General features: G+C 55.9%; 24 protein-coding genes. 14 read left to right on the top strand and 10 right to left on the bottom strand.

The window, feature by feature from the left end; genetic code table 11:
* Window positions 1–47: 47 nt before the first annotated feature.
* A complete protein-coding gene (locus tag AA74_RS0113390; RefSeq protein WP_025912569.1) occupies window positions 48–1,022 on the bottom strand; it encodes an MDR family oxidoreductase in 975 nt (324 codons plus the stop codon).
* A 182-nt stretch (window positions 1,023–1,204) separates the two neighbouring features.
* Between AA74_RS0113390 and csrD the strand changes: the two genes are divergently transcribed.
* Entirely contained in the window at window positions 1,205–3,145 is a 1,941-nt protein-coding gene (gene csrD / locus AA74_RS0113385; RefSeq protein WP_025912568.1) for an RNase E specificity factor CsrD, read from the top strand.
* Between the two features lie 80 nt (window positions 3,146–3,225).
* On the opposite strand, the gene AA74_RS1000000123580 is transcribed toward csrD, so the two are convergent.
* Window positions 3,226–3,459 (bottom strand): hypothetical protein, encoded by a 234-nt coding sequence (locus tag AA74_RS1000000123580; RefSeq protein ID WP_162230876.1) that lies wholly within the window; start codon window positions 3,457–3,459, stop codon window positions 3,226–3,228.
* On the opposite strand from AA74_RS1000000123580, the gene mreB reads away from it, so the two are divergent.
* From mreB to tldD, 7 genes are all read left to right on the top strand, one after another.
* Window positions 3,428–4,471 (top strand): rod shape-determining protein MreB, encoded by a 1,044-nt coding sequence (gene mreB / locus AA74_RS0113380; protein WP_000913396.1) that lies wholly within the window; start codon window positions 3,428–3,430, stop codon window positions 4,469–4,471. The two genes, AA74_RS1000000123580 and mreB, sit on opposite strands and share 32 nt — an antisense overlap.
* A 62-nt stretch (window positions 4,472–4,533) precedes the next feature.
* On the top strand, window positions 4,534–5,550 hold the full coding sequence (gene mreC / locus AA74_RS0113375; protein ID WP_025912567.1) for a rod shape-determining protein MreC: 1,017 nt from the start codon (window positions 4,534–4,536) through the stop codon (window positions 5,548–5,550).
* Entirely contained in the window at window positions 5,550–6,038 is a 489-nt protein-coding gene (gene mreD, locus AA74_RS0113370; RefSeq protein WP_008502849.1) for a rod shape-determining protein MreD, read from the top strand. Before mreC ends, mreD begins: the two co-directional genes overlap by 1 nt.
* Before the next feature lie 9 nt (window positions 6,039–6,047).
* On the top strand, window positions 6,048–6,641 hold the full coding sequence (locus AA74_RS0113365) for a nucleoside triphosphate pyrophosphatase (protein WP_021242285.1): 594 nt from the start codon (window positions 6,048–6,050) through the stop codon (window positions 6,639–6,641).
* Window positions 6,631–8,100: a ribonuclease G gene (rng, locus tag AA74_RS0113360; protein ID WP_008502847.1), complete on the top strand. Its 1,470-nt coding sequence runs from the start codon at window positions 6,631–6,633 to the stop codon at window positions 8,098–8,100. Before AA74_RS0113365 ends, rng begins: the two co-directional genes overlap by 11 nt.
* Window positions 8,101–8,141: 41 nt before the next feature.
* Entirely contained in the window at window positions 8,142–11,939 is a 3,798-nt protein-coding gene (yhdP, locus tag AA74_RS0113355; protein WP_025912566.1) for an AsmA2 domain-containing protein YhdP, read from the top strand.
* Between the two features lie 84 nt (window positions 11,940–12,023).
* Window positions 12,024–13,469 (top strand): metalloprotease TldD, encoded by a 1,446-nt coding sequence (tldD, locus tag AA74_RS0113350; protein ID WP_025912565.1) that lies wholly within the window; start codon window positions 12,024–12,026, stop codon window positions 13,467–13,469.
* A gap of 45 nt (window positions 13,470–13,514) precedes the next feature.
* Here tldD and AA74_RS0113345 read toward each other — a convergent pair whose 3' ends face one another.
* On the bottom strand, window positions 13,515–14,129 hold the full coding sequence (locus AA74_RS0113345) for a YagU family protein (protein WP_023326181.1): 615 nt from the start codon (window positions 14,127–14,129) through the stop codon (window positions 13,515–13,517).
* 219 nt (window positions 14,130–14,348) lie between these two features.
* Window positions 14,349–15,275, bottom strand: a complete 927-nt coding sequence (aaeR, locus tag AA74_RS0113340; protein ID WP_008502843.1) for an HTH-type transcriptional activator AaeR — start codon at window positions 15,273–15,275, stop codon at window positions 14,349–14,351.
* A gap of 179 nt (window positions 15,276–15,454) precedes the next feature.
* Here aaeR and aaeX point away from each other — a divergent pair, with 179 nt between their 5' ends.
* The 5 genes from aaeX to AA74_RS0113315 all read left to right on the top strand — a co-directional run bounded on the left by aaeX (window position 15,455) and on the right by AA74_RS0113315 (window position 20,434).
* Window positions 15,455–15,658 (top strand): p-hydroxybenzoic acid efflux pump operon protein AaeX, encoded by a 204-nt coding sequence (gene aaeX, locus AA74_RS0113335; protein WP_003860416.1) that lies wholly within the window; start codon window positions 15,455–15,457, stop codon window positions 15,656–15,658.
* Window positions 15,659–15,665: 7 nt separating this feature from the next.
* Window positions 15,666–16,598 (top strand): p-hydroxybenzoic acid efflux pump subunit AaeA, encoded by a 933-nt coding sequence (gene aaeA / locus AA74_RS0113330; RefSeq protein ID WP_008502842.1) that lies wholly within the window; start codon window positions 15,666–15,668, stop codon window positions 16,596–16,598.
* 5 nt (window positions 16,599–16,603) lie between these two features.
* Complete coding sequence (gene aaeB, locus AA74_RS0113325; RefSeq protein ID WP_008502841.1) at window positions 16,604–18,571, top strand: p-hydroxybenzoic acid efflux pump subunit AaeB; 1,968 nt, start codon at window positions 16,604–16,606, stop codon at window positions 18,569–18,571.
* A 90-nt stretch (window positions 18,572–18,661) separates the two neighbouring features.
* Window positions 18,662–20,116 carry an NAD-dependent succinate-semialdehyde dehydrogenase gene (locus AA74_RS0113320; protein ID WP_025912564.1) on the top strand — a complete coding sequence of 485 codons (1,455 nt, stop codon included), beginning with the start codon at window positions 18,662–18,664 and terminating at the stop codon, window positions 20,114–20,116.
* A gap of 45 nt (window positions 20,117–20,161) precedes the next feature.
* Window positions 20,162–20,434 carry a barstar family protein gene (locus tag AA74_RS0113315; RefSeq protein ID WP_008502839.1) on the top strand — a complete coding sequence of 91 codons (273 nt, stop codon included), beginning with the start codon at window positions 20,162–20,164 and terminating at the stop codon, window positions 20,432–20,434.
* 61 nt (window positions 20,435–20,495) lie between these two features.
* Here the strand turns inward: AA74_RS0113315 and yhcN (AA74_RS0113310) are convergent, their stop codons facing one another.
* The 3 genes from yhcN (AA74_RS0113310) to argR form a co-directional block, all read right to left on the bottom strand.
* A complete protein-coding gene (gene yhcN, locus AA74_RS0113310; RefSeq protein WP_008502838.1) occupies window positions 20,496–20,762 on the bottom strand; it encodes a peroxide/acid stress response protein YhcN in 267 nt (88 codons plus the stop codon).
* A gap of 110 nt (window positions 20,763–20,872) precedes the next feature.
* A complete protein-coding gene (gene yhcN, locus AA74_RS0113305; RefSeq protein WP_008502837.1) occupies window positions 20,873–21,136 on the bottom strand; it encodes a peroxide/acid stress response protein YhcN in 264 nt (87 codons plus the stop codon).
* A 375-nt stretch (window positions 21,137–21,511) separates the two neighbouring features.
* Window positions 21,512–21,982 carry a transcriptional regulator ArgR gene (gene argR, locus AA74_RS0113300; RefSeq protein WP_008502836.1) on the bottom strand — a complete coding sequence of 157 codons (471 nt, stop codon included), beginning with the start codon at window positions 21,980–21,982 and terminating at the stop codon, window positions 21,512–21,514.
* Window positions 21,983–22,379: 397 nt separating this feature from the next.
* Here argR and mdh point away from each other — a divergent pair, with 397 nt between their 5' ends.
* Window positions 22,380–23,318, top strand: coding sequence for a malate dehydrogenase (mdh, locus tag AA74_RS0113295; protein WP_008502835.1), 939 nt, complete (start codon window positions 22,380–22,382; stop codon window positions 23,316–23,318).
* 56 nt (window positions 23,319–23,374) lie between these two features.
* On the opposite strand, the gene degS is transcribed toward mdh, so the two are convergent.
* From degS to zapG, 3 genes are all read right to left on the bottom strand, one after another.
* Window positions 23,375–24,442, bottom strand: a complete 1,068-nt coding sequence (degS, locus tag AA74_RS0113290; RefSeq protein WP_008502834.1) for an outer membrane-stress sensor serine endopeptidase DegS — start codon at window positions 24,440–24,442, stop codon at window positions 23,375–23,377.
* Between the two features lie 91 nt (window positions 24,443–24,533).
* On the bottom strand, window positions 24,534–25,901 hold the full coding sequence (degQ, locus tag AA74_RS0113285; RefSeq protein ID WP_025912563.1) for a serine endoprotease DegQ: 1,368 nt from the start codon (window positions 25,899–25,901) through the stop codon (window positions 24,534–24,536).
* A gap of 171 nt (window positions 25,902–26,072) precedes the next feature.
* Window positions 26,073–26,471: a Z-ring associated protein ZapG gene (zapG, locus tag AA74_RS0113280; protein WP_008502832.1), complete on the bottom strand. Its 399-nt coding sequence runs from the start codon at window positions 26,469–26,471 to the stop codon at window positions 26,073–26,075.
* Between the last annotated feature and the right edge of the window lie 50 nt (window positions 26,472–26,521).

The following is a 26,521-nucleotide window of genomic DNA, read 5'->3' as shown; positions in this document are numbered from 1 at the left end:
TGACGGAGGAGAGTGATTCGCGCGAATATGTCACGAAAATTTGAAGATTAGGCGATTTTCACCAGCGCGCGACCGTGGAACTGGTTATCCATGATCTTACTGGCATAGTCCGGTGCCTGGCTGAGCGTAATCTCCGTGGCGCTCTGGGTGTAGAAAGATTCCGGCAAATCGCGCACCAGACGTTCCCATGCCTCAGTACGACGAGCCGCAGGTGTCATCACGGAATCCACGCCCTGCAGGCGGACGTTACGCAGAATGAATGGCATCACGGTGGTTGGCAGGGCAAATCCGCCCGCCAGCCCGCAGGCGGCCACGCAGCCGCCGTAGTTCATCTGCGCCAGGACTTTTGCCAGCACTTTATCACCGACGGTATCCACCGCGCCTGCCCAGACCTGTTTTTCCAGTGGACGGGTTTCGGCGAATTCGTCACGGCTGAGAATGCGATTTGCACCGAGCTGGCGCAGGTAATCGTGGGTACTTTCCCGACCGGAAACCGCCGCAACCTGATAGCCCAGCTTGTGCAGTAGCGTCACTGCCGTGCTGCCCACGCCCCCGCTGGCACCGGTGACGACAACTTCCCCCGATTCAGGGCGGATGCCTGCTTCTTCCAGCGCCATCACGCACAGCATCGCGGTAAAGCCTGCCGTGCCGACGATCATCGCCTTGCGGCCATCCATACCTTTCGGCATCGGCACCAGCCAGTCGCCCTTCACGCGCGCCTGCGTGGCCAGCCCGCCCCAGTGATTTTCACCTACGCCCCAGCCGGTGAGCAGGACCTGCTGGCCCGGATGGAAGCGCGGATCCTCGCTGGTATGTACCCGGCCAGCGAAATCAATACCCGGCACCATAGGGAAATTTCGGATGATTTTACCCTTCCCGGTAATCGCCAGCGCATCTTTATAATTTAAACTGGACCAGTCGATGTCGACGGTTACTTCGCCTTCCGGCAGACGACTCTCTTCTACCGCCTGCACTGAGGCAAGCGTTTTGCCGTCCTGCTGTTCTAAGATCAAAGCCTGCATACGGGGTCCTCTCGACTCATTTGATTGGAAAATAATTTCTGAAGACTATACTCGCTCAGGGAAACGCAGTGCCGATTTAACGCAATAAATTGCCAGATACACCCGATTTGGTAGTATGCCGCATTTGACATGCAAGTTAGCGCTTACTCGCTACCCCATCAACCCACGGAGTAATCTCAAGGATGCGATTAACGACGAAGTTCTCAGCTTTTATCACCTTGCTGACGGGGCTTACCATTTTTGTCACCCTTCTGGGCTGCTCTCTGAGCTTTTACAACGCCATTCAGGACAAACTGGTTAACCGGGTACAGTCTGTCGCGTCGGTAATTGATACGCGTCTGCTGACGACGCCGCTACCGGCACTCTCCAGGGAGCTCGATGAGCTGATGGTACCTGTTGATATTGTTCAGATCGACATTCAGCAGGGAAAGCATCGTGTGTTAAGCCACGAACGCCCGGGAAGCTATCGGCCTGCGGGCGTGGTGAGCCAGTATCGGGAAGTGACCGTACATTCCCTTAAAAATCCGGGGATGACCATACGCATGGTCTATCTCGATCCGATGGCCAGCTATTTTCGTTCCATGATGACCACTGCGCCGCTCACCGTCGCGGTGGCGTTTATCGTCCTGCTGATCTTTCTCGCGGTCCGCTGGCTGCGCCGCCAGCTCTCCGGCCAGGAGCTGCTGGAGATGCGCTCCGTGCGGATCCTTAACGGTGAACGCGGCCCGCAGGTCCGTGGTTCAGTCCACGAGTGGCCTTCACGCGCCAGCAGCGCCCTGGATACGCTGCTCTCGGAAATCCAGTTTGCCAGCGACCAGCGCAGCCGAATGGATACGCTGATCCGCTCCTATGCCGCCCAGGATAACAAAACCGGCCTCAACAACCGCCTTTTCTTTGATAATCAGCTCGCCACGCTGCTCGACGATTCGGAAAAAGTGGGGACGCACGGGGTGGTGATGATGATTCGCCTGCCTGATTTCGATCTCCTGCGCGACACCTGGGGACAGCGGGCCGCGGAAGAAAATCTCTTTACGCTGATCAACCTGCTCTCCACCTTTATTATGCGCTACCCGGGCGCGCTGCTGGCCCGCTACCACCGCAGCGACTTTGCCGTGTTGCTGCCGCATCGGACGCTGAAGGAGTCGGAAAGCATCGCCAGCCAGCTGCTGAAGGCGGTTGATGCGCTGCCGCAGAGCAAAATGCTCGACAGGGACGATATGGTCCACATGGGGATCTGCGCCTGGCGTGGCGGACAATCGACAGAACAGGTGATGGAGCATGCGGAAGCGGCCACCCGCAACGCCGTGCTGCAGGGCGCGAACGGATGGGCGGTCTATGATGATTCGCTGCCGGAAAAAGGGCGCGGTAACGTGCGCTGGCGTACGTTGATTGAGCAAATGCTAAGTCGCGGCGGACCGCGTATTTATCAAAAACCCGCGGTCATGAAAAACGGCAACGTTCATCACCGTGAACTGATGTGTCGTATTTTTGACGGTACGGAAGAGGTTATTTCTGCGGAATATCTGCCAATGGTGCTGCAATTTGGGCTGTCCGAAGAGTATGACCGTCAGCAAATTAGCCGCTTGATTCCGTTTTTATCATTCTGGCCTGAAGAGAGCCTGGCGTTACAGGTCACCGTGGAGTCATTAATACGCCCGCGTTTTCAGCGCTGGCTGCGTGATACATTAATGCAATGTGAAAAATCGCAACGCAAACGCATTATTTTTGAACTTGCTGAGGCTGATGTAGGTCAACACATCAGCCGGTTACGTCCGGTGGTTCGTTTGATCAACGCGCTCGGCGCGCGCGTCGCGGTGACGCAGGCAGGTTTGACGCTGGTCAGCACCAACTGGATCAAGGAGCTGGATGTGGAGCTATTAAAGCTACATCCGGGGCTGGTAAGGAATATTGAAAAGCGCACGGAAAACCAGCTGCTGGTACAGAGCCTGGTTGAGGCGTGTAAAGGAACGCGAACACAGGTATTTGCCGCGGGCGTGCGCGCCAGAGGCGAATGGCAAATGTTAACAGAGCGCGGTGTAATGGGTGGTCAGGGGGATTTTTTTGCTGCCTCTCAGCCGCTTGACACCAATGTGAAAAAATATTTGCAAAGATACTCGGTTTGACCTGCCGTTTACGCTGTTTTCACGTAGAATATCGCGCCTGTAGCTTTGAGTATGTCGAGCAAAAAGCCAGTGAACGACCTTTAACGGGTTACAAAGGTCAGTAAGGAATGCTGCTGTTTACTCAGCCCTGAGGGAGTCAGGGGATGATTTTGTAACATCAGGAAACGTACTGCACAAATTTTCACCGTTGCAGATGATTTTTGCGCCTTGTCGCTGCTGCGTGTGGTTGGTAAAGTAAGCGGATTTTGTTTTCCGCCCCAGCTTTCAGGATTATCCCTTAGTATGTTGAAAAAATTTCGTGGCATGTTTTCCAATGACCTGTCCATTGACCTGGGTACTGCGAATACCCTTATTTATGTAAAAGGACAAGGCATCGTATTGAATGAGCCTTCCGTTGTGGCCATTCGTCAGGATCGTGCAGGCTCGCCGAAAAGCGTAGCCGCAGTGGGTCATGACGCGAAGCAGATGCTGGGTCGTACCCCTGGCAACATCGCCGCTATTCGCCCAATGAAAGACGGCGTTATCGCTGACTTCTTCGTGACTGAAAAAATGCTTCAGCACTTCATCAAGCAGGTTCACAGCAACAGCTTCATGCGTCCAAGCCCGCGTGTTCTGGTGTGTGTGCCGGTTGGCGCAACCCAGGTCGAGCGTCGCGCAATCCGTGAATCTGCTCAGGGCGCAGGTGCGCGTGAAGTGTTCCTGATTGAAGAGCCAATGGCGGCGGCAATCGGTGCAGGTCTGCCTGTGTCTGAAGCGACCGGTTCCATGGTGGTGGATATCGGTGGTGGTACCACTGAAGTGGCCGTTATCTCTCTGAACGGCGTGGTGTACTCCTCTTCCGTACGTATCGGTGGTGACCGCTTCGACGAAGCCATCATTAATTATGTGCGCCGTAACTACGGCTCTCTGATCGGTGAAGCCACCGCAGAGCGTATCAAACACGAAATCGGCTCTGCATATCCGGGCGATGAAGTGCGCGAGATCGAAGTACGTGGTCGCAACCTGGCTGAAGGTGTTCCACGCGGTTTCACCCTGAACTCCAACGAAATTCTGGAAGCACTGCAGGAGCCACTGACGGGTATCGTGAGTGCGGTAATGGTCGCGCTGGAACAGTGCCCACCAGAGCTGGCGTCCGATATCTCCGAGCGCGGTATGGTTCTGACCGGTGGTGGTGCGCTGCTGCGTAACCTCGACCGCCTGTTAATGGAAGAGACAGGTATTCCTGTCGTAGTTGCAGAAGATCCACTGACTTGCGTCGCCCGTGGTGGTGGCAAGGCGCTGGAAATGATCGACATGCACGGCGGCGATTTGTTCAGCGAAGAGTAGTCGAGTTTGAGAGGGTAGCAATTTGCTACCCTTTCTCTCTGACGCGAGAATACGCATAGCCTATGAAGCCAATTTTTAGCCGTGGCCCATCGCTACAGTTTCGCCTCATTCTGGCGGTTCTGGTTGCGCTTGGGGTCATTATTGCCGATAGCCGCCTCGGTACGTTCAGCCAGATCCGAACGTACATGGATACCGCCGTCAGTCCTTTCTACTTTATATCAAATGGTCCCCGTGAACTGCTCGACTCCGTTTCTCAAACGCTGTCTTCACGAGACCAGCTCGAACTTGAAAACCGGGCATTACGCCAGGAACTGCTGCTGAAAAACAGCGAACTTCTGATGCTGGGGCAATACAAGCAGGAAAACGCGCGTCTGCGTGAGCTGCTCGGCTCGCCGCTGCGTCAGGATGAGCAGAAGATGGTTACCCAGGTGATCTCCACCGTGAACGACCCTTACAGCGATCAGGTTGTGATCGACAAAGGGAGCGTCAACGGGGTGTATGAAGGTCAGCCCGTCATCAGTGATAAAGGCGTAGTAGGCCAGGTTGTTGCCGTCGCCAAACTGACCAGCCGCGTGCTGCTGATTTGTGACGCCACGCATGCGCTGCCGATCCAGGTCTTGCGTAACGATATCCGCGTGATTGCGGCCGGGAACGGCTGTACGGACGATCTGCAGCTGGAACACCTGCCGGCCAACACGGATATCCGCGTGGGCGACGTGCTGGTGACCTCCGGTCTGGGTGGCCGCTTCCCTGAAGGCTATCCGGTTGCGGTGGTCTCTTCGGTGAAGCTGGATACGCAGCGTGCCTATACCGTGATTCAGGCGCGTCCAACCGCCGGTTTACAGCGTCTGCGCTACCTGCTGCTGCTGTGGGGCGCCGATCGTAACGGTACTAACCCGATGACGCCTGAAGAGGTCCATCGTGTGGCAAATGAACGCCTGATGCAGATGATGCCGCAGGTTCTGCCGCCAGCGGACTCTATGGGGCCGCCTGCGCCAGTCCCGGCACCGGCAACGGGGTTAACGCAGCCGCTGCCGGATGCGCCGCCACTGCCTAAACTCTCTTCGGGAGGGCAGTAGTGGCAAGCTATCGTAGCCAGGGACGCTGGGTCATCTGGCTCTCGTTCCTCATTGCACTGTTGCTGCAGATTATGCCCTGGCCGGATAACATTCTCGTTTTCCGGCCAAACTGGGTCTTGCTCATTTTGCTCTACTGGATCCTTGCCCTGCCGCATCGCGTAAATGTCGGCACGGGTTTTGTGATGGGTGCCATACTGGATCTCATTAGTGGCTCTACGCTGGGCGTACGCGCCTTGTCCATGAGCATTATTGCGTACCTCGTCGCACTGAAATTCCAGCTCTTCCGTAACCTCGCGCTCTGGCAACAGGCCCTGGTCGTGATGCTGTTGTCGCTTGCTGCGGATATCGTTGTTTTCTGGGCAGAGTTTTTAGTGATCAACGTCTCTTTCCGACCGGAAGTGTTCTGGAGTAGTGTAGTAAACGGTGTGCTCTGGCCGTGGCTATTCCTGCTGATGCGTAAGGTTCGCCAGCAGTTTGCTGTGCAATAAAAGGTTTCTATGACGTCTTTGTATCTCGCTTCCGGCTCCCCGCGCCGTCAGGAACTCCTGACGCAGCTTGGGGTCTCTTTTGAACGCATCGTGACCGGCATTGAAGAAAAACGTGCTGAGGGCGAAAGTGCTCAACAGTACGTGTCACGTCTGGCGCGCGAGAAAGCGCAGGCGGGCGTGGCCTGCGTGCCGCGCGATCTGCCCGTGCTGGGAGCTGATACCATCGTTATCCTTAACGGTGAAGTGCTGGAGAAACCGCATGACGCCGAACACGCGGCGCGCATGCTGCGCAAAATGTCCGGGCAAACGCATCAGGTGATGACGGCCGTCGCGCTGGCGGACCGCCAGCACGTGCTGGATTGCCTGGTGGTGACGGATGTCACGTTCAGAGTACTTACCGACGACGAGATCGCCGCTTATATTGCCAGCGGTGAACCGATGGATAAAGCAGGTGCATACGGTATTCAGGGGCTGGGTGGCTGTTTTGTCAGGAAGATTCATGGCAGCTATCACGCCGTAGTCGGCTTACCGCTGGTGGAAACGTATGAGTTGCTGAGCAATTTTAACTCACTGCGTGAGGGAAGGGATAATTATGACGGCTGAATTGTTGGTAAACGTAACGCCATCGGAAACCCGTGTGGCCTATATTGACGGTGGCATTCTTCAGGAAATACATATTGAGCGTGAAGCGCGGCGCGGAATAGTAGGCAATATCTACAAAGGTCGTGTCAGTCGTGTACTGCCGGGTATGCAGGCGGCTTTTGTAGATATTGGACTGGATAAGGCGGCATTTTTACATGCCTCCGACATCATGCCGCACACCGAGTGCGTCGCGGGCGAAGAGCAAAAGCAGTTTGCCGTGCGCGACATTTCTGAACTGGTGCGTCAGGGCCAGGACTTAATGGTGCAGGTGGTGAAAGATCCTCTTGGTACCAAAGGCGCCCGTCTGACCACCGATATCACCTTACCTTCCCGCTATCTGGTCTTTATGCCCGGCGCGTCGCACGTGGGCGTTTCGCAGCGTATTGAGAGCGAAAGCGAGCGCGAGCGCCTGAAGAAAGTCGTCAGCGCCTACTGCGACGAACAGGGCGGATTTATTATCCGCACCGCCGCGGAAGGGATCAGCGAGGAAGACCTGGCGTCAGATGCGGCTTACCTGAAGCGCGTCTGGACAAAAGTGATGGAGCGTAAAAAACGCAACCAGACCCGCTATCAGCTCTATGGTGAGCTGGCGCTGGCGCAGCGCGTGCTGCGTGACTTTGCCGACGCGCAGCTCGACCGCATTCGCGTGGATTCCCGCCTGACGTATGAAGCGCTGCTGGAGTTTACCGCTGAATATATCCCGGAGATGCCTGGCCTGCTGGAGCACTACACCGGGCGTCAGCCGATCTTCGATCTCTATGATGTCGAAAACGAGATCCAGCGTGCCCTGGAGCGTAAGGTTGAACTGAAGTCCGGCGGCTATCTGATCATCGATCAGACCGAAGCGATGACCACCGTCGATATCAACACCGGCGCGTTTGTCGGTCATCGCAATCTGGACGACACCATCTTCAACACCAACATCGAAGCCACGCAGGCCATTGCGCGCCAGCTTCGTCTGCGCAATCTGGGCGGCATTATCATCATCGACTTCATCGATATGAGTAATGAAGACCATCGCCGCCGCGTGCTGCACTCGCTTGAGCAGGCCCTGAGTAAAGATCGCGTGAAAACCAGCATCAACGGCTTCTCACAGCTGGGGCTGGTGGAAATGACGCGTAAGCGTACCCGCGAGAGCGTGGAGCATGTGCTGTGTAATGAATGCCCGACCTGCCATGGACGCGGAACGGTAAAGACGGTTGAGACCGTCTGCTACGAGATCATGCGTGAAATCGTCCGTGTTCATCATGCCTACGACTCCGATCGTTTTCTGGTCTATGCTTCCCCTGCGGTGGCTGAAGCGCTGAAAGGCGAAGAGTCACACGCGCTGGCGGAAGTGGAAATCTTTGTCGGCAAACAGGTAAAAGTACAAATTGAACCGCTCTATAACCAGGAGCAGTTTGACGTCGTGATGATGTAAGCGCAGTACGCTGCGTGACCAAAGCTGACAAGGAGAGATGCGTGAGGCGATTGCCGGGGATTTTATTGCTTACAGGGGCAACGCTGGTCGTGATTGTCGCGTTGCTCGTGAGCGGGCTACGCCTCGTTTTACCGCATCTGGACAGCTGGCGTCCGCAGCTGCTGGCAAAAATCGAATCCACCACCGGCGTGCCGGTGAACGTCAGCCAGGTAAGCGCCAGCTGGCAGAATTTTGGCCCGACGCTCGATGTGCGGGATATCAACGCCAGCCTGAAAGATGGCGGCCACCTCAAAATCAAACGCGTGACCCTGGCGCTGGACGTCTGGCAAAGCCTGCTGCATCTGCGCTGGCAGTTTCGCGATCTCACCTTTTATCAGCTTCAGTTTCTGACCAATACGCCCATCTCGGGCGGCGACAGCAGCCAGGGGCTTGAGGCCAACCGTTTTAGCGATCTTTTCCTGCGCCAGTTCGATCATTTCGATCTGCGCGACAGCGAAATGAGCTTTATTACCCTTTCCGGCCAGCGTGCGGAACTGGCGATCCCCCAGCTGACCTGGCTCAACGGCAGGAACCGGCACCGCGCTGAGGGGCAGGTGAGTCTCTCCAGCCTGAACGGTCAGCACGGCGTGATGCAGGTGCGCATGGATCTGCGTGACGATGACGGTCTGCTAAATAACGGCAAAGTCTGGCTGCAGGCCGACGATGTGGACGTCAAACCGTGGCTGGGCGACTGGCTCCAGCAGAATATGCAGCTGGAAACGGCCCGATTCAGCCTTGAAGGCTGGCTGACCCTGACGAAAGGCGAATTTGCCAGCGGTGATATCTGGCTCAAGCAGGGGGGCGCGAGCTGGAAAGGCGAAAAACAACAGCATCAGCTTTCCGTCGATAACCTCACCGCCCACGTGACGCAGGAGAAAGAGGGCTGGCAGTTTGCCATTCCCGATACGCGGATCGCGATGGACGGCAAGCCGTGGCCGCGCGGTGCGCTGACGCTGGCCTGGATGCCGGAGCAGGACGTTGGCGGCACGGCCAGTAAACGCAGCGACGAGCTGCGCATCCGCGCCAGCAACCTGGATTTGGCCGCCATTGAAGGGCTGCGCTCAATGGCGGCAAAGCTCTCTCCAGACCTGGGCGAGATCTGGCTGGCTACGCAGCCGAGCGGAAAGATCGATTCTCTGGCGCTGGATATCCCGCTTCAGGCGACGGAAAAAACCCGTTTCCAGGCAACATGGAAAGATCTTGCCTGGAAGCAGTGGAAGCTGCTGCCGGGTGCGGAGCACTTTAGCGGCAAGCTGGAAGGCAGCGTGGAGAACGGCAGGCTGACGGTTGATATGCACGACGCCAGAATGCCGTACGAGACGGTCTTCCGCGCGCCGCTGGAAATCGAACAGGGCAACGCAGTGCTTAACTGGCTCCGTAACGATAAGGGCTTCCAGCTCGATGGTCGCCATATCGACATCAAAGCCAAAGCGGTACACGCGCGGGGTGACTTCCGCTATCTGCAACCGCAGGGGGACGAGCCGTGGCTGGGTATTCTGGCCGGAATCAGTACCGATGATGGCTCGCAGGCCTGGCGCTATTTCCCGGAAAACCTGATGGGTAAAGCGCTGGTCGACTATCTGAGCGGGGCGATTCAGGGTGGTCAGGCGGAAAACGCCACGCTGGTCTACGGCGGTAACCCCCATCTGTTCCCGTACAAACATAATGAAGGTCAGTTCCAGGTGCTGGTGCCGCTGCATGACGCCACCTTCGCGTTCCAGCCGGGCTGGCCCGCGCTGAAAAACCTGGATATCGAACTTAACTTCCTCAATGACGGCCTGTGGATGAAGTCCGACAGCGTGGCGCTGGGCGGCGTGACGGCCAGCAACCTGACGGCCAACATTCCGGACTACTCAAAAGAGAAGCTGCTGATTGATGCCGACATCAACGGTCCCGGCAAGGCGGTGGGACCGTACTTTGAGGAGACCCCCCTGAAGGAGTCGCTGGCGGCGACGCTTCAGCAGCTGCAGCTTGATGGCGATGTGAATGCTCGCTTACATCTTGATATCCCGCTGGACGGTGAGATGACCACCGCGAAAGGCGACGTCCGTCTGAAGAACAACAGTCTGTACATTAAACCCCTTGAGAGCACCCTGAAAAATCTCAGCGGGCAGTTCAGCTTTGAGAACGGTAACCTGAAGAGCGAGCCGCTGACCGCCAGCTGGTTTAATCAGCCCGTGAATATCGACTTCACGACCACAGAAGGTGAAAAGGCGTATCAGGTGGCCGTCAATCTGGACGGTAACTGGCAGCCAGCGCGAATGGATGTCCTGCCGAAGCCGATTGAGGCGTCGGTGGAGGGGGCGGTCGCCTGGCAGGGTAAAGTGGCAATCGACCTGCCTTATCACGCGGGTGCCCAGTACAAGGTCGACATCACGGGTGATCTGAAGAATATTCGAAGCCAGCTGCCTGCGCCGCTGGATAAACAGGCCGGACAGCCGCTGCCGGTGAAGCTGAACGTCGAGGGCAACCTGAACAGCTTCGCGTTGACCGGAAACGCGGGCGGGACGAACCACTTCAACAGCCGCTGGCTGCTTAACCGCAAGCTCACTCTCGACAGGGCCATCTGGACGACGGATAGCCGCTCCACGCCGCCGCTGCCAGAGCAGACGGGCGTTGAGCTGAATCTGCCGCCGATGGACGGTGCAGAGTGGCTGGCGTTGTTCCAGAAAGGCGTTGGGCAAAACGTTGATGAAACCGCCCAGTTCCCGCAAACCATTACCGTACGCACGCCGTCGCTGATGCTGGGTGGGCAGCAGTGGAACAACCTGAGTATTGTCTCGCAGCCCGCTGCTAACGGTACGAAAGTGGAGGCCCAGGGCCGGGAGATCAACGGCACGCTGACCATGCGCAATCACGCGCCGTGGCAGGCGGCGATCCGCTATCTCTACTACAACCCGGCCGCCGCGAGTAAAGATAAACCGGCGGATACCTCGCCGCTGAGTCAAACCTCCCGCGTCGACTTTAGCGGCTGGCCCGATCTCCAGCTGCGCTGCGCGGAGTGCTGGCTGTGGGGACAGAAATATGGTCGTATCGACGGTGATTTTGTCATTCAGGGAAATACGCTTACGCTCACCGGTGGATTGATCGACACCGGCTTTGGCCGCATGACGGCAGGCGGGGAATGGGTGAATAATCCGGGCGAGCAGCGAACGTCCCTCAAGGGCGACATTAAAGGCAACAAACTGGATGCGGCAGCCAATTTCTTTGGCATCAGCACGCCGCTGCGCGGTTCGTCATTTGACGTCGATTACGATCTTCACTGGCGCGACGCCCCGTGGAAGCCGGATGAGGCCTCGCTGAACGGCATTCTGAAAACCCGCTTCGGCAAAGGTGAAATCGCCGACGTGAGCACGGGTCGCGCCGGGCAGATCCTGCGCCTGCTGAGTTTTGATGCGCTGCTGCGCAAGCTGCGCTTCGATTTCAGCGATACCTTCAGCGAAGGGTTCTACTACGATTCCATCCGCAGTACGGCGTGGATCAAGGACGGCGTTCTGCATACGGACGATACGCTGGTGGATGGCCTGGAAGCGGATATCGCCATGAAAGGCTCGGTCAACCTCGTGCGCCGCGAGCTGGATATGGAAGCCGTGGTGGCGCCGGAAATTTCCGCGAGCGTGGGCGTTGCGGCGGCCTTTGTGGTGAACCCGATTGTCGGTGCGGCGGTGTTTGCCGCCAGCAAAGTGCTGGGGCCGCTGTGGAGCAAGGTCTCCATTCTGCGCTACCGCATTACCGGTCCGGTCGATAAACCGCAGATCAACGAGGTGCTGCGCCAGCCGCGCAAAGATGCACAGCAATGATTTGACGTGGGCAGGTAATTGCCTCACTCTCAATAAATACGATCTTTATACCGCCACGGGCGGCAACGAACGAGTAGCAATACGATGAGTCTGAACCTGGTAAGTGAACATTTGCTCGCAGCGAACGGCCTGAACCATCAGGACCTGTTCTCCATTCTTGGTCAACTGACCGAACGCCGTCTCGACTACGGCGACCTTTATTTCCAGTCGAGCTATCACGAATCCTGGGTTTTAGAAGACAGCATCATTAAAGATGGCTCTTACAACATCGACCAGGGCGTTGGCGTCCGCGCCGTCAGCGGGGAGAAAACCGGTTTTGCGTATGCCGATCAGATTAGCCTCGCCGCACTTGAGCAGAGCGCGCAGGCCGCGCGCACCATTGTGCGCGATGCCGGCGACGGTCGCGTGAAAACCCTGGGAGAAGTGCAGCACTCTGCGCTCTATACCAGCATCGATCCGCTGCAGAGCATGAGCCGTGAAGAGAAGCTGGATATCCTGCGCCGCGTGGACAAAGTGGCGCGCGCGGCAGATAAACGCGTGCAGGAAGTTTCAGCCAGCCTGAGCGGTGTGTATGAACTGATTCTGGTGGCGGCAACGGACGGTACCCTGGCGGCAGATGTCCGTCCGCTGGTGCGTCTCTCTATCAGCGTGCAGGTCGATGAGGACGGCAAACGCGAGCGCGGTTCAAGCGGCGGCGGCGGTCGTTTTGGCTATGACTGGTTCCTGGGCGACGTTGACGGTGAAGCGCGCGCTGACGCGTGGGCAAAAGAAGCCGTGCGCATGGCGCTGGTGAATCTCAATGCCGTCGCGGCGCCGGCGGGTTCATTCCCGGTGGTGCTGGGTGCCGGCTGGCCGGGCGTGCTGCTGCATGAGGCGGTAGGCCATGGTCTGGAAGGCGACTTTAACCGTCGCGGAACGTCGGTATTCAGCGGTCAGATTGGTCAACTTGTCTCCTCTGAACTGTGCACCGTGGTGGATGATGGCACCATGCGCGATCGTCGCGGCTCGGTGGCTATCGACGATGAAGGTACGCCCGGCCAGTACAACGTGCTGATCGAAAACGGCGTGCTGAAAGGCTACATGCAGGACAAACTCAACGCGCGCCTGATGGGCGTTGCGCCAACGGGTAACGGCCGTCGTGAATCCTACGCGCACCTGCCGATGCCGCGCATGACCAATACCTACATGCTGCCGGGCAAATCCACGCCGCAGGAGATTATCGAATCCGTTGATTACGGTATCTTTGCGCCTAACTTTGGCGGCGGCCAGGTGGATATCACCTCCGGTAAGTTTGTCTTCTCAGCCTCAGAAGCGTACCTGATCGAGAAGGGCAAAGTGACCAAAGCGGTGAAAGGTGCAACGCTGATCGGCTCCGGTATTGAAGCCATGCAGCAGATCTCCATGGTCGGTAACGATCTGAAGCTGGATAACGGCGTGGGCGTCTGCGGTAAAGAGGGCCAGAGCCTGCCGGTGGGCGTGGGCCAGCCAACGCTGAAAGTAGACAACCTGACGGTGGGCGGCACAGCCTGACCTGAGCAAACATAAAAAAGGCGCTACAGATGTAGCGCCTTTTTTTTAACGTAAGTTACCCAGCGGTATCTCCGGATCCGGCTCGTGAGTGATGCGGTTACGCAAGTCACGACGAATAATTTCGATCGACCAGAACCAGACCAGATGGCCCACGATCTCTGACACGTGTTCATACCACGGCAGCTCAAACAGCGGCGGCGTAAGCCCCATCAGCGGGAAGGAGATCATATGCACAAAGAGCTGAGCTAACGCACCCGCCAGCAAACCCTGCCAGAGTTTAATTTTCGGGAAGACTTCAGCAACGATACAATAGCCAACAGCGAAGACGATGGAGAAAATAATATGCGTTACGCCGACCCAGTTAAATATATGTCCGGCAAATGTATAAACTGCTGCGTTAGGATCGACAACGCCAAGCCAGTCACGTAAAAATACATAGGGAGGGTTTAAAAAATTGCGGGAGCAGTCAATCTGACCTGCGGCTCTTATTAAGTGCTCAGGTCCGCATGCGCCGGTGAATAAGTCGGCGGGGCTGCGTGGCGGAAGCGGCACTTCGGCTCCCCATTTGACAAAAGCGGAGACGATCCCTGCAATTAAACCGATGAACGCGGCGAGTCCATAGCGCCTGCGTGAAGGCGGTGTTTGTTCAAATAGATTCATTTCTTTTCCTTGTTTAACGTCATCCTGCGAAATACATTTTATTATTCATATCAGCAACAAATTAATAACAGTCTGACGAGCAGACTGCATATAAAGTAATGGGCTGATGGCGGTAGTGTCAATTAGCTATTCCTGATAGTGGCGAAGGAATATTCCTGAATGAATACGGGATTCATCCTGGGAATATTCATCGGTCCTATACGTTCAGGAATAAATGGATTATTCCTTTCGTCTTCCCCGCATCCCCTGAAACAGCTCCGCCACGTCCACAAAATACTCGGTCAGATAGTTAATACACACCTGGACTTTCAGCGGGAGCTTGTCTTTTTCGGTATACAGGGCGTACACCGGACGCGGATCGGATTGGTAGCGCGGGAAGAGGATCTCCAGCACGCCGCTGTTAATTTCGTTGATCACCCACATCAGCGGCACGTAGGCGATCCCGGCGCCAGCCACCAGCCAGCGCGAAATGGTCATGGGGTCGTTAGTGACAAACCGCCCCTCCGGCAGCAGTTTGGTGGAGATCCCTTCCGGGGCAATCAGCTCAAATTCATTGTCGGGCCGCACGCTGTACTCCAGCCACGAGTGGTTGGTGAGATCGGCGGGTTTCTCCGGCACACCGTACTGGGCCAGATAGCTCTTCGAAGCGCAGACGACCATCGGCATGCTGCCCAGCCGACGCGAGAACAGGCTGGAATCCTGCAGCGCGCCGACGCGGATCACCACGTCCAGGCCGTCGGCAATCAGATCCGGCGCCGGGATACCCGTCACCAGATTGACGGTAAGCCCGGGGTACTCTTTCAGCATATCCGCCGTCATGGCAGCGAGAACATTTTGTGCCATAGTTGAAGAACACCCGATGCGCAGCGTGCCGATGGGGGTGTTGTTGAAGGCGTAGAGCTGTTCGTGAACATCCCGCACTTCCAGAAGCATGCGACGACAGCCCTGATAGTAAATTTTACCCGCTTCCGTCAGACCAATGCTGCGGGTACTGCGGTTGAGCAGCTTGACCTGAAGCTCATCTTCCAGTTTGGACACCGTCTGGCTGATAGAGGAGACGCTCATCTGAAGCTGGCGTGCAGCGGCGGTAAAGGAGCCCAGCTCAACCACTTTGGCGAAGACTGACATGCGTTTTAAACGTTCCATTGTTCACTCTGGCTTAAAAGTGATTTAGATCACATATTATAGATAACAGCATAACAGTTACGTTAATATATTATTAATTACATAACGGCTGCGCCATTCTCGCCCGGCGTTTCTTGCTCTCCTGCGGTGGCGTGCGCTAAAAAATTCTGAAGCCTGCACTCTCTCTTATCAAGGTCAACATGAGTCTGTTTCCCGTTATCGTGGTGTTCGGTCTGTCGTTCCCACCGATATTTTTCGAGCTTCTTTTATCACTGGCGATCTTCTGGCTGGTGCGCAAGGTGCTGGTCCCTACCGGGATCTACGATTTCGTCTGGCACCCTGCATTGTTCAATACCGCGCTGTATTGCTGCCTGTTTTACCTGATATCGCGCATGTTTGTCTGAGGTTGATGTGAAAACGCTAACAAGAAAAATCTCCCGCACTGCCATCACCATGGCGCTGGTTATCCTCGCCTTCATTGCCATTTTCCGCGCCTGGGTCTATTACACCGAATCACCGTGGACGCGTGATGCACGCTTCAGCGCCGATGTGGTGGCCATCGCCCCTGACGTGGCCGGTCTTATCACGGCGGTTAACGTTCACGATAACCAGCTGGTGAAAAAAGATCAGGTTCTGTTCACCATCGACCAGCCTCGATACCAGAAAGCGCTGGAAGAGGCGGAAGCGGACGTGGCCTATTACCAGGCGCTGGCTGCGGAGAAACGCCGTGAGGCGGGCCGCCGTAATCAGCTTGGCGTTCAGGCAATGTCCCGTGAAGAGATTGACCAGTCCAACAACGTGCTGCAAACCGTGCTGCACCAGCTGGCGAAAGCAGAAGCAACGCGCGATCTGGCGAAGCTCGATCTGGAGCGTACCGTGATCCGCGCGCCGTCTGATGGCTGGGTGACCAACCTTAACGTCTATACCGGGGAATTCATTACCCGTGGCTCAACCGCCGTGGCGCTGGTGAAACAGAACTCTTTCTATGTACTCGCCTATATGGAAGAGACCAAGCTGGAAGGCGTACGTCCCGGCTATCGGGCAGAAATCACGCCGCTGGGCAGCAACCGCGTCTTTAAAGGTACCGTCGACAGCGTCGCCGCAGGGGTCACCAACTCCAGCAGTTCGCGTGATGCAAAAGGGATGGCAACGGTGGATTCCAACCTCGAGTGGGTGCGTCTGGCCCAGCGCGTGCCGGTCCGTATCCACCTGGACGAACAGCAGGGCAATCTGTGGCCTGCCGGTACCACGGCGACGGTGGTGATTACTGGTGAAAAAGATCGGGATGCCAGCCAGGACTCGTTCTTCCGTAAAATCGCCCACCGTCTGCGCGAGTTTGGTTAATCGCTATGGGCATCTTTTCCATCGCCAGCCAGCACATTCGCTTCGCCGTGAAGCTGGCGTGTGCCATTGTGCTGGCGCTGTTTGTTGGCTTTCACTTCCAGCTTGAAACCCCGCGCTGGGCAGTGCTGACGGCCGCGATTGTCGCGGCGGGTCCCGCCTTTGCCGCGGGTGGGGAACCCTATTCAGGCGCGATCCGCTATCGCGGAATGCTGCGTATCATCGGGACGTTCATCGGCTGTATCGCGGCGCTCACCATTATTATCCTGATGATCCGCACGCCGCTGCTGATGCTGATGGTGTGCTGTATCTGGGCGGGCTTCTGCACCTGGATCTCATCCCTGGTGAAAGTGGAGAACTCCTATGCCTGGGGTCTGGCGGGCTATACCGCGCTGATTATTATCATCACCATCCAGTCCGAGCCGCTGCTGGCTCCGCAGTTTGCGGTGGAGCGATGCAGTGAGATTGTCATTGGTATCGTGAGTGCAATTGTCGCGGACCTGCTGTTCTCCCCGCGCTCCATCAAGCAGGAAGTCGACCGTGAGCTTGATGCGCTGATTGTCGCCCAGTACCAGCTGATGCAGCTCTGCATTAAGCACGGCGATAGCGAAGAGGTGGATAAAGCCTGGAGCGGGCTGGTTCGCCGCACGCAGGCGCTGGAAGGGATGCGCAGCAATCTCAATATGGAGTCGTCACGCTGGGCTCGCGCTAACCGTCGTCTGAAAGCCCTTAATACGGTCTCGTTAACGCTGATTACCCAGGCATGTGAAACCTACCTGATTCAGAACACGCGCCCGGAAGTGGTCACCGATACGTTCCGCGAACTGTTCGCTGAGCCAGTGGAAACGGTGCAGGACGTGCACAAGCAGCTTAAGCGTATGCGCAGGGTTATTGCCTGGACAGGGGAACGTGACACGCCGGTAACGATCTACACCTGGGTCGGCGCCGCGACGCGCTACCTGCTGCTGAAACGCGGCGTGATCGGGAATACCAAAATCAGCGCGGCGGAAGAAGAGGTACTGCAGGGCGAAGTGGTGATCAAGCCGGAATCCGCCGAGCGCCATCACGCGATGGTCAACTTCTGGCGTACGACGCTTGCCTGTATGCTCGGCACGCTGTTCTGGCTGTGGACGGGCTGGACGTCCGGCAGCGGCGCGATGGTGATGATTGCCGTCGTGACCGCACTGGCGATGCGTCTGCCTAACCCGCGTATGGTCGCCATCGATTTCCTGTACGGCACCCTTGCCGCCCTGCCGATCGGCGCGCTCTATTTTCTGGTCATCATCCCGTCGACGCAGCAGAGCATGCTGCTGCTCTGTATTAGCCTGGCAGTGATGGCGTTCTTTATCGGTATAGAAGTGCAAAAGCGGCGTCTGGGATCGCTGGGGGCGTTGGCGAGTACGATTAACATCATCGTGCTGGATAACCCGATGACCTTCCATTTCAGCCAGTTCCTCGACAGCGCGTTAGGTCAGCTGGTGGGCTGTTTCCTGGCGATGATGGTGATTCTGCTGGTCCGCGATAATTCGCAGGCAAGAACGGGCCGCGTGCTGTTGAACCAGTTTGTGTCGGCCGCCGTGTCGTCGATGACAACCAACACCGCGCGTCGAAAAGAGAACCATCTGCCCGCGCTCTACCAGCAGCTGTTTTTACTGCTGAACAAGTTCCCGGGCGACATTGCCAAGTTCCGCCTGGCGCTGACCATGATCATTGCACACCAGCGTCTGCGCAATGCGCCGGTGCCGATCAACGACGATCTGTCGGCCTGGCACCGCCAGCTGCGTCGTACCGCGGACCACGTGCTTTCCGCCAGCAGTGATGACAAACGACGTCGCTACTTTACGCAGCTGCTTGCAGAGCTTGATATCTACCAGGAGAAGCTTAAAACCTGGGAAGCGCCACCTCAGGTGACCGAGCCGGTAGGACGGCTGGTGTTGATGCTGCATCGCTACCAGAATGCCCTCACGGATAGCTGACTGAAGTAAAAAAACCGACGCCAAAAGCGTCGGTTTTTTTGTGGCTATACTTATTCCAGCACGTTCTTACATTTCAGGAAGGGAGGACACATGACGACCCAGGCGCTTCAGGATCACATCCTTTTTCAGACCGGTTATCTGGTCAACGGGATCTGGAAAACGCTGGACACGACCTTCGATGTGCTTAACCCCGCTACCGGGGAAGTCATCGCGAAAGTCGCGAAAGCGGGTAAAGCACAAACCGAAGAGGCTATCGCAGCGGCCACCAAAGCCTTCCCGGCCTGGCGTGCCAAAACCGCGAAAGAGCGCTCGGCGATTCTTTATCGCTGGTACGAACTGATTATTGAGAATAAAAGCTGGCTCGGGCAGTTAATGACCACCGAGCAGGGCAAGCCGCTGAAAGAAGCGGAAGGTGAGGTGGAGTACGCTGCCAGCTTTATCCAGTGGTTTGCCGAAGAGGCCAAGCGCGCCAACGGTGAAATTATTCCGCCGATCAAACCCGGCTCGCGCATTCTGGCGACCCGCGAACCCATAGGCGTGGTGGCGGCGATAACGCCGTGGAACTTCCCAATGGCCATGCTCACCCGCAAATTAGGCCCGGCGCTGGCTGCGGGGTGCACCGGAGTGATCAAACCGGCCAATAACACGCCGCTCAGTGCCTTTGCGCTGCTCACCCTGGCAAAACAGGCCGGCGTACCCGACGGCGTGCTCAACGCCGTGGCCGGGAATACCCATGAAATCAGCGATGCGATTATGGCAAGCCGAGACGTGCGTAAAATCTCCTTTACCGGCTCGACCTCCGTCGGCAAAACGCTGGTGCGTAATGCTGCCGAAACCATGAAAAAAGTCTCGATGGAGCTGGGGGGAAATGCCCCGTATATCGTTTTTGAGGATGCAGATATCGACGCGGCGGTGAAGGGGGCGATTGCCAACAAGTTCCGCAATGCCGGGCAGGTCTGCGTCAGCGTGAACCGTTTTTATATTCAGGAAACCGTCTACGACAAGTTTGTGAATAAACTTGCCGATGCCGTGAAGACGCTCAAGGTGGGGAATGGCCTTGACGAGGGCGTCGTTGTCGGACCGCTGATTGAATCTGCTGCGGTCGACAAGGTGCGTGAGCATGTCGACGATGCCGTCTCACGGGGAGCAACCGTACTGGCAGGGGGTAAGCCCCATACGCTTGGCGGGAATTTCTGGATGCCAACCGTGCTGGGCGACTGCCATGAAGGCATGAAGCTGGCAGAGGAAGAGACGTTTGGCCCGGTTGCGGCGTGTTTCCGTTTCACCTCGGAAGATGAAGTGATCCAGCGTGCCAACAACACACCCTACGGTCTGGCGGCTTACTTCTATACCCAGAATCTCTCACGTGTTTTCCGCGTTTCGCAGGCGATCGAGAGCGGGATGATTGGTATTAACGAGTGTGCCGTCTCCACGGAGCTGGGGCCCTTTGGCGGCGTAAAAGAGTCAGGCCTGGGTCGTGAGGGCTCCGTGCTGGGCCTGGAAGAGTATCTTGAAGTGAAAACCCTTCACATTGGGGGATTATAATAGACAGGGCGGCATCTGCCGCTCGCCTGGACTGGGTGGCTGGCAATGAAAACCTATACCTTTGATTTTGACGAGATCGACAGTCAGGAAGACTTCTACCGTGAATTTATCCGGGTGTTTGATCTTGAACGGGAAAGCGTGACAAATCTGGATACGCTGTGGGACGTGGTGACCGGTAGCCTGCTGCCGCTACCGCTGGAAATTGAGTTCATCCATTTGCCCGATAAGCTGCGCAGACGTTTTGGCGCATTGATATTACTGTTCGATGAAGCGGAAGAAGAGCTGGAAGGGCAGCTGCGTTTTAACGCGCGGCACTGAATGAAAAAAGCCCCTGACCATCAGGCCAGGGGCAAGTCGTATGATGAGATACGACGAGGGTTTATTTATACAGTTCTGCAGTTGCATGCCAGTGGTCACCCTGATTCAGTTCGGTGACGCGATAGCTGCTGGCACCTGCTTTTTCAGCTTTGGCAGCCAGTTCGTGACGGATATCCATCGGAGAGCCGGTAACAGACGTCACGGAGATGCTGCCCATAGGCTGCAGATTTTGTGCCTGGTCGGCATTCACCTGCTGTACGGCTGCGCTTGCGCCGAAAGAGAGAACAGATGCCAGACCGAGGGTTGCGATGATCAATTTGGTTTTCATAGTCTTTACTCCTGAATAGGGTTTTTGCTCAACGGCGAGAAGGGTTGAAAAGCTATTTTTATGCCTGGTGCCGTTGAGTGGAGATTTACGTGTTCAGTTATTGCTCAAACTTATTTGTACAGCTCAGCGGTGGCGTGCCAGTGTGCACCAGAGCGCGCTTCGATGATGCGATAGGATGACGCACCCTTTTCTTCCGCTTTTTTGTTCAGCATCTCATGCATGTCCATTGGCGATGTGCCGACCGCGCCGACAGAAACCGTACCGATGGCCTGGCGGGATTGCGCCTGGTCAGCATTGATAGCGTCAGCCGCGAAGGCACCGAATGACAGGACAGACAGGACGCTCAGCGCCGCTACAGTTGATTTGATTTTCATGATTTTTACCTCGTCGAATTTTTTAGTGGGGTCTTGTTTCGTGACCCTCATCACAAAATCAAGTATACACTAATAACGGAAAAAATTAATACCAGACTAATGGTTTCTATTGTTATTACGTGTTAACCAGTCTTTTTTTTATAACCAAATTGCATAATATTGGGTGTTTTTTGCACATTTTAGTTGGTTATATCTAATGAAATCATATGGATATCAGCTTTTGATTTTTTGTGCGATTTTTTGATTTAGCATTCACTAGGTGAATGTTAATGGGTGGTAAAAAGCACTATTTGTCAAAGGCAGAGGCAGTGAAAAAGAGGGGGAAACGGTGTGGAAGCAGAACGTTCCCCGCAGCGGCGCCACGGGGAAAGGGGATTAGAGTTCCTGTTCGAACAGAACCAGAATCGCTTCGTGGAGATCTTTAACGGAGAAACCGCTGGCTGGCGTGGTAAAGATGGTGTCATCACCGGCGATAGTCCCGAGGATACCTTCCGTTTTACCCAATGAGTCCAGCATGCGGGCAATCAGCTGTGCGGCACCTGGGCTTGTGTGGATCACCACAACGGCATCGTTGTAGTCGATATCCAGAACCAGATTCTTGAGCGGGCTGGAGGTGGTCGGCACGCCAAGTTCAGCCGGCAGGCAATAGACCATCTCCATCTTGGCGTTACGGGTACGTACCGCGCCAAATTTCGTTAACATGCGGGAGACCTTCGACTGATTGATGTTGTCGAAGCCCTGTTCCTGCAGCGCCTGAACAATTTCTCCCTGAGAACTGAATTTCTCTTCTTTAAGTAGCGCTTTAAACGCCTTTACTAATTCTTCTTGCTTAGACGAGCTTCGCATAAGTCACCCGGAATATGACGATAGAAACAACATTATTATGCATGTGGATGAATTTTTATGCAAATTATCTACTCAGCGCCAGGCTGAAATAATGTTATGAAAGGGAGTGATTTTATCAGAATTCGTTATCAGAAAACATGCCTGGGTCACGCCGCGCAAATAAGCTTAAAAGTAAATTAAATGTTATCAAAATGATGTTGTTTTGGTGGCGGGGCAGGGTGTATTGTAACCACCTCTTAATTCGTTGCCGTCTGTCGTCAGATAGCCTTCTGAAGAGAGATAAAGTCGCGCGACCTCAAATTCTTTAGCTACGAAAATTGTAATTAAACACTTGCTGAATTATGGTCGCCGCAACGGATTTACAGATACTTAAGTTAACCATAATAAGGAGTTTAGGATGAAAGTCGCAGTCCTCGGCGCTGCTGGTGGTATCGGCCAGGCGCTTGCCCTACTACTGAAAACCCAACTGCCTTCAGGCTCAGAACTCTCCCTGTACGATATTGCTCCGGTAACCCCAGGCGTGGCGGTTGACCTGAGCCACATCCCAACTGCTGTAAAAATCAAAGGCTTCTCCGGTGAAGATGCGCGTCCTGCTCTGCAGGGTGCCGACGTGGTGCTGATTTCTGCAGGCGTGGCGCGTAAGCCAGGCATGGATCGTTCAGACCTGTTCAACGTCAACGCGGGCATCGTGAAAAACCTGGTGCAGCAGATTGCTGAAGTGTGCCCGAAAGCGTGCATCGGTATCATCACTAACCCGGTGAACACCACCGTTGCTATCGCGGCAGAAGTGCTGAAGAAAGCAGGTGTTTACGACAAAAACAAACTGTTCGGCGTAACCACGCTGGATATTATTCGCTCCAACACCTTTGTTGCTGAGCTGAAGGGCAAACAGCCAACAGAAGTGGAAGTGCCGGTCATCGGCGGTCACTCTGGCGTTACCATCCTGCCTCTGCTGTCGCAGATCCCAGGCGTGAGCTTCACCGAGCAGGAAGTGGCTGACCTGACTAAACGCATCCAGAACGCGGGCACCGAAGTGGTGGAAGCGAAGGCGGGTGGCGGTTCTGCAACCCTGTCTATGGGCCAGGCGGCTGCACGTTTCGGTCTGTCACTGGTTCGCGCCCTGCAGGGCGAGAAAGGCGTTGTTGAATGCGCTTACGTTGAAGGCGATGGCGAACACGCTCGCTTCTTCTCTCAGCCGCTGCTGCTGGGCAAAAATGGTATCGAAGAGCGTAAATCCATTGGTACGCTGAGCGCGTTTGAACAACACGCGATGGAAGGCATGCTGGATACGCTGAAGAAAGATATCACCCTGGGTGAAGAGTTCGTTAACAAGTAATACGAACCGTCTCCCGGCAAAAAAACGGAGCTTATCGCTCCGTTTTTTTATGCCTGTCAGTTCGTTGCCGGGTATTCCTGAATGGTGACCTGCAGCGTCAGTTTCTTATCGTTGCGCATGACTTCAACAGGGATGATAGAGCCCGGGCGAATTTCTGCCACCTGATCCATCGTCTCCAGCGCAGAAACCGCCGGCGTGCCGTTGACCGACACAATGACGTCATTGACCTGAATCCCCGCGTTGGCCGCCGGACCCCCTGGCGCCACCTCGTTCACCACGATGCCCTGGATCTGATCGATCCCGCCACCCTGGGTATGCATCGGCGCAATTTCACGGCCACCGATACCGATATAGCCGCGGATCACGCGTCCGTCGCGGATCAGCTTATCCATAATTTTGGTCGCCAGCTGGAACGGAATGGCAAAGCCGATGCCTTCCGGCGTCTCGCCGTCGTTACTCTTATCGAACGAGAGGGTGTTGATGCCCATCAGTTCGCCCAGCGAGTTGACCAGCGCACCGCCGGAGTTACCGTGGTTGATGGAGGCATCGGTTTGCAGGAAGTTCTGCCGTCCGGATGGGTTGAGGCCAATACGCCCGGTCGCGCTGATAATCCCCTGGGTGATGGTCTGGCCCAGGTTGTAAGGGTTACCAATCGCCAGGACGACGTCACCAATATGCGGGGTACGTTTACGGTTGATCGGGATGACCGGCAAACCGCCCGTGGCGTTAATCTTCAGGACGGCAAGGTCAGTCAGGCTGTCAGAGCCAACGAGTAATGCCTCAAACACGCGGCCATCCTGTAGGGCGACGATGATCTGGTCGGCATCGTTTATCACGTGCTTGTTGGTAATAATGTAGCCGCGCTCGTCCATGATTACCCCGGAGCCGAGAGTGCGGATCTCCAGCTGGTTGTGGGCTGAGGTATTCAGGCCACGGTTATAGACGTTAACTACGGCAGGTGCGGCACGGCGAACGGCCTGGTTATAGGTGGCCGGCGTTTCATCCGTGCTATCGAACTGAGGGGCCGACAGTTTATTGAACTGACGTAAAGACGGCAGCGCCAGCAGCAGCAGGCCAGCGACAATCAAACCGATGACAATAGAACGTAAGAGCTTTAAAAGCATGATGCGCGTGTCGTTAAAAATGGAACGATTTGCAGCATAACATGAGTTATCCGGACATCACACGCAGCGGTGATGTCCGGGTCGCAAATGCTTAGCGCAACAGAATATAGATAGACTCATTGCCGCGCATGACCTGCAGGGCAATAACCGCCGGTTTACTCTCCATCACCTTGCGCAGTTCGGCAATGGACTGCACGCGATTGCGGTTTACCCCAATGATCACATCTTCCTGATGCAATCCGGCCTGTGCGGCAGGGCTGCTCTTCTCAACGGTGTCGATGCGAATGCCTTTCGTACCGTCTTTCAGCTGTCCATCGCTCAGCGTCGCACCCTGCAGCGCCGGGGCGATCAGCTCCGCACTGGCAGAGGAGGAGGTGCTCTTATCCAGCGTCACTTCAACGTCCAGCGGCTTACCGTCACGGATCAGACCCAGCTTCACTTTGGCGCCGGGTTCGGTGGTCGCTATCCGCGAGCGCAGCTCGGCAAAGCTGCTCAGCGGCTTGTCGTTGAGGCTGACGATCACATCGCCCGATTTGATACCTGCTTTTGCCGAGCCGGAGTTAGGCAGCACTTCACTGACAAACGCCCCGCGCTGTACGTTGATGTTGAATGCTTTGGCGATATCGGCGCTCATCTCCATACCTTTAATACCCAGCAGCCCGCGTTTGATTTCGCCGAACTGAATGAGCTGCTGCGCCAGGGTTTTGGCCATATTGCTGGGAATCGCAAAACCGATCCCGATGCTGCCGCCACCCGGGGCCAGAATGGCTGTGTTGATCCCAATCAGCTCACCGTTAAGGTTAAGTAACGCCCCGCCGGAGTTCCCGCGGTTGATTGAGGCATCGGTCTGGATAAAGTTTTCCAGCCCTTCCAGATTGAGGCCGCTGCGTCCCAGCGCGGAGACGATCCCGGAAGTGGCGGTTTGCCCTAAGCCAAAGGGGTTACCCACGGCGACGGCAAAATCACCGACGCGCAGTTTGTCGGAGTCCGCGATGGCAATCTGGGTCAGGTTACTCGGGTTTTGTACCTGCAACAGCGCAATGTCGCTCTGGTCATCACCGCCAATCAGTTTGGCATCAAATTCGCGGCCATCGTTTAGCTGGACGCTGATTTTATCGGCCTGGCTGATGACATGATTGTTAGTCAGAATGTAGCCTTTTGCCGCATCAATAATGACGCCGGAACCCAGGCCTTCAAAAGGCTGGGCCTGCTGGTCGGGAGACTCATCGCCAAAATATTTTTTCAGTTCTTCAGGGACGCGTTGGCTTTGTACCGCCGTGCCCTCAACCTGAACGCTGACCACCGCAGGCAACACTTTTTCCAGCATGGGGGCAAGGCTTGGAATGGCCGCCTGGCCAGGCACCTGGGAGGGAAGGACGGCAAATACAGGGACGGACGCCGAGAGAGATAACCCGACACTTAACGCGATAGCGCTCAACAGCTGGTTTTTTTTCTTCATCGATGTTGACTCTCGTAACCTGGAATAAAGGAAAAACGGCCCCAAAAACACGTTGATGTTATTGAATTTTAAACCGCTGAACAATGAGGTGTTTAACTAAATGATAGCTGGGGTCAGGAAGAAAGGACGGGCGCAATCGCTGCGCCCGTAAAATAAATTCAGGTTGTGCGATTAATCGCGTTTTACACCGCCGCGCAGCAGGCCGGACGCGCCGTCTGAATAGTCGCGAGGCATCTGAACAGGCGCCTGGTCGTTACCGGCTTCAGAGTCTGCCAGACGGTTGCGGAACGGATTGGTTTCCGCCGTCATTTCCGGCAGCAGGCTGCTGGAGCTTTTTGCCATATGCTGATACAGCTGACGATAGTCGGTCGCCATGTTGTCCAGCAGCTCGGCGCTACGGGCAAAATGGCTGACCAGCTCTTCACGATACTCTTCCAGCTCGGCTTTGTTCTTTTCCAGTTCGTACTGCAGTGACTGCTGCTGACGCAATTTGCGATTACCGAAACGCATGGCCACAGCACCGATGACGATGCCGACGACTAAACCGATTAGCGCATATTCCCAGGTCATGAACTTCTCCCGTTGTCTTGTTGTTCCGTAGGGTGTTGGCTCGGCTCCTG

It is taken from the genome of Enterobacter sp. 5-4 (genome assembly GCF_000612205.1).
In the GTDB taxonomy this organism is placed as follows: domain Bacteria; phylum Pseudomonadota; class Gammaproteobacteria; order Enterobacterales; family Enterobacteriaceae; genus Enterobacter; species Enterobacter roggenkampii.
The sequence above is the reverse complement of the archived record's forward strand: the minus strand, read 5'-3'. Positions and strand labels throughout refer to the sequence as shown.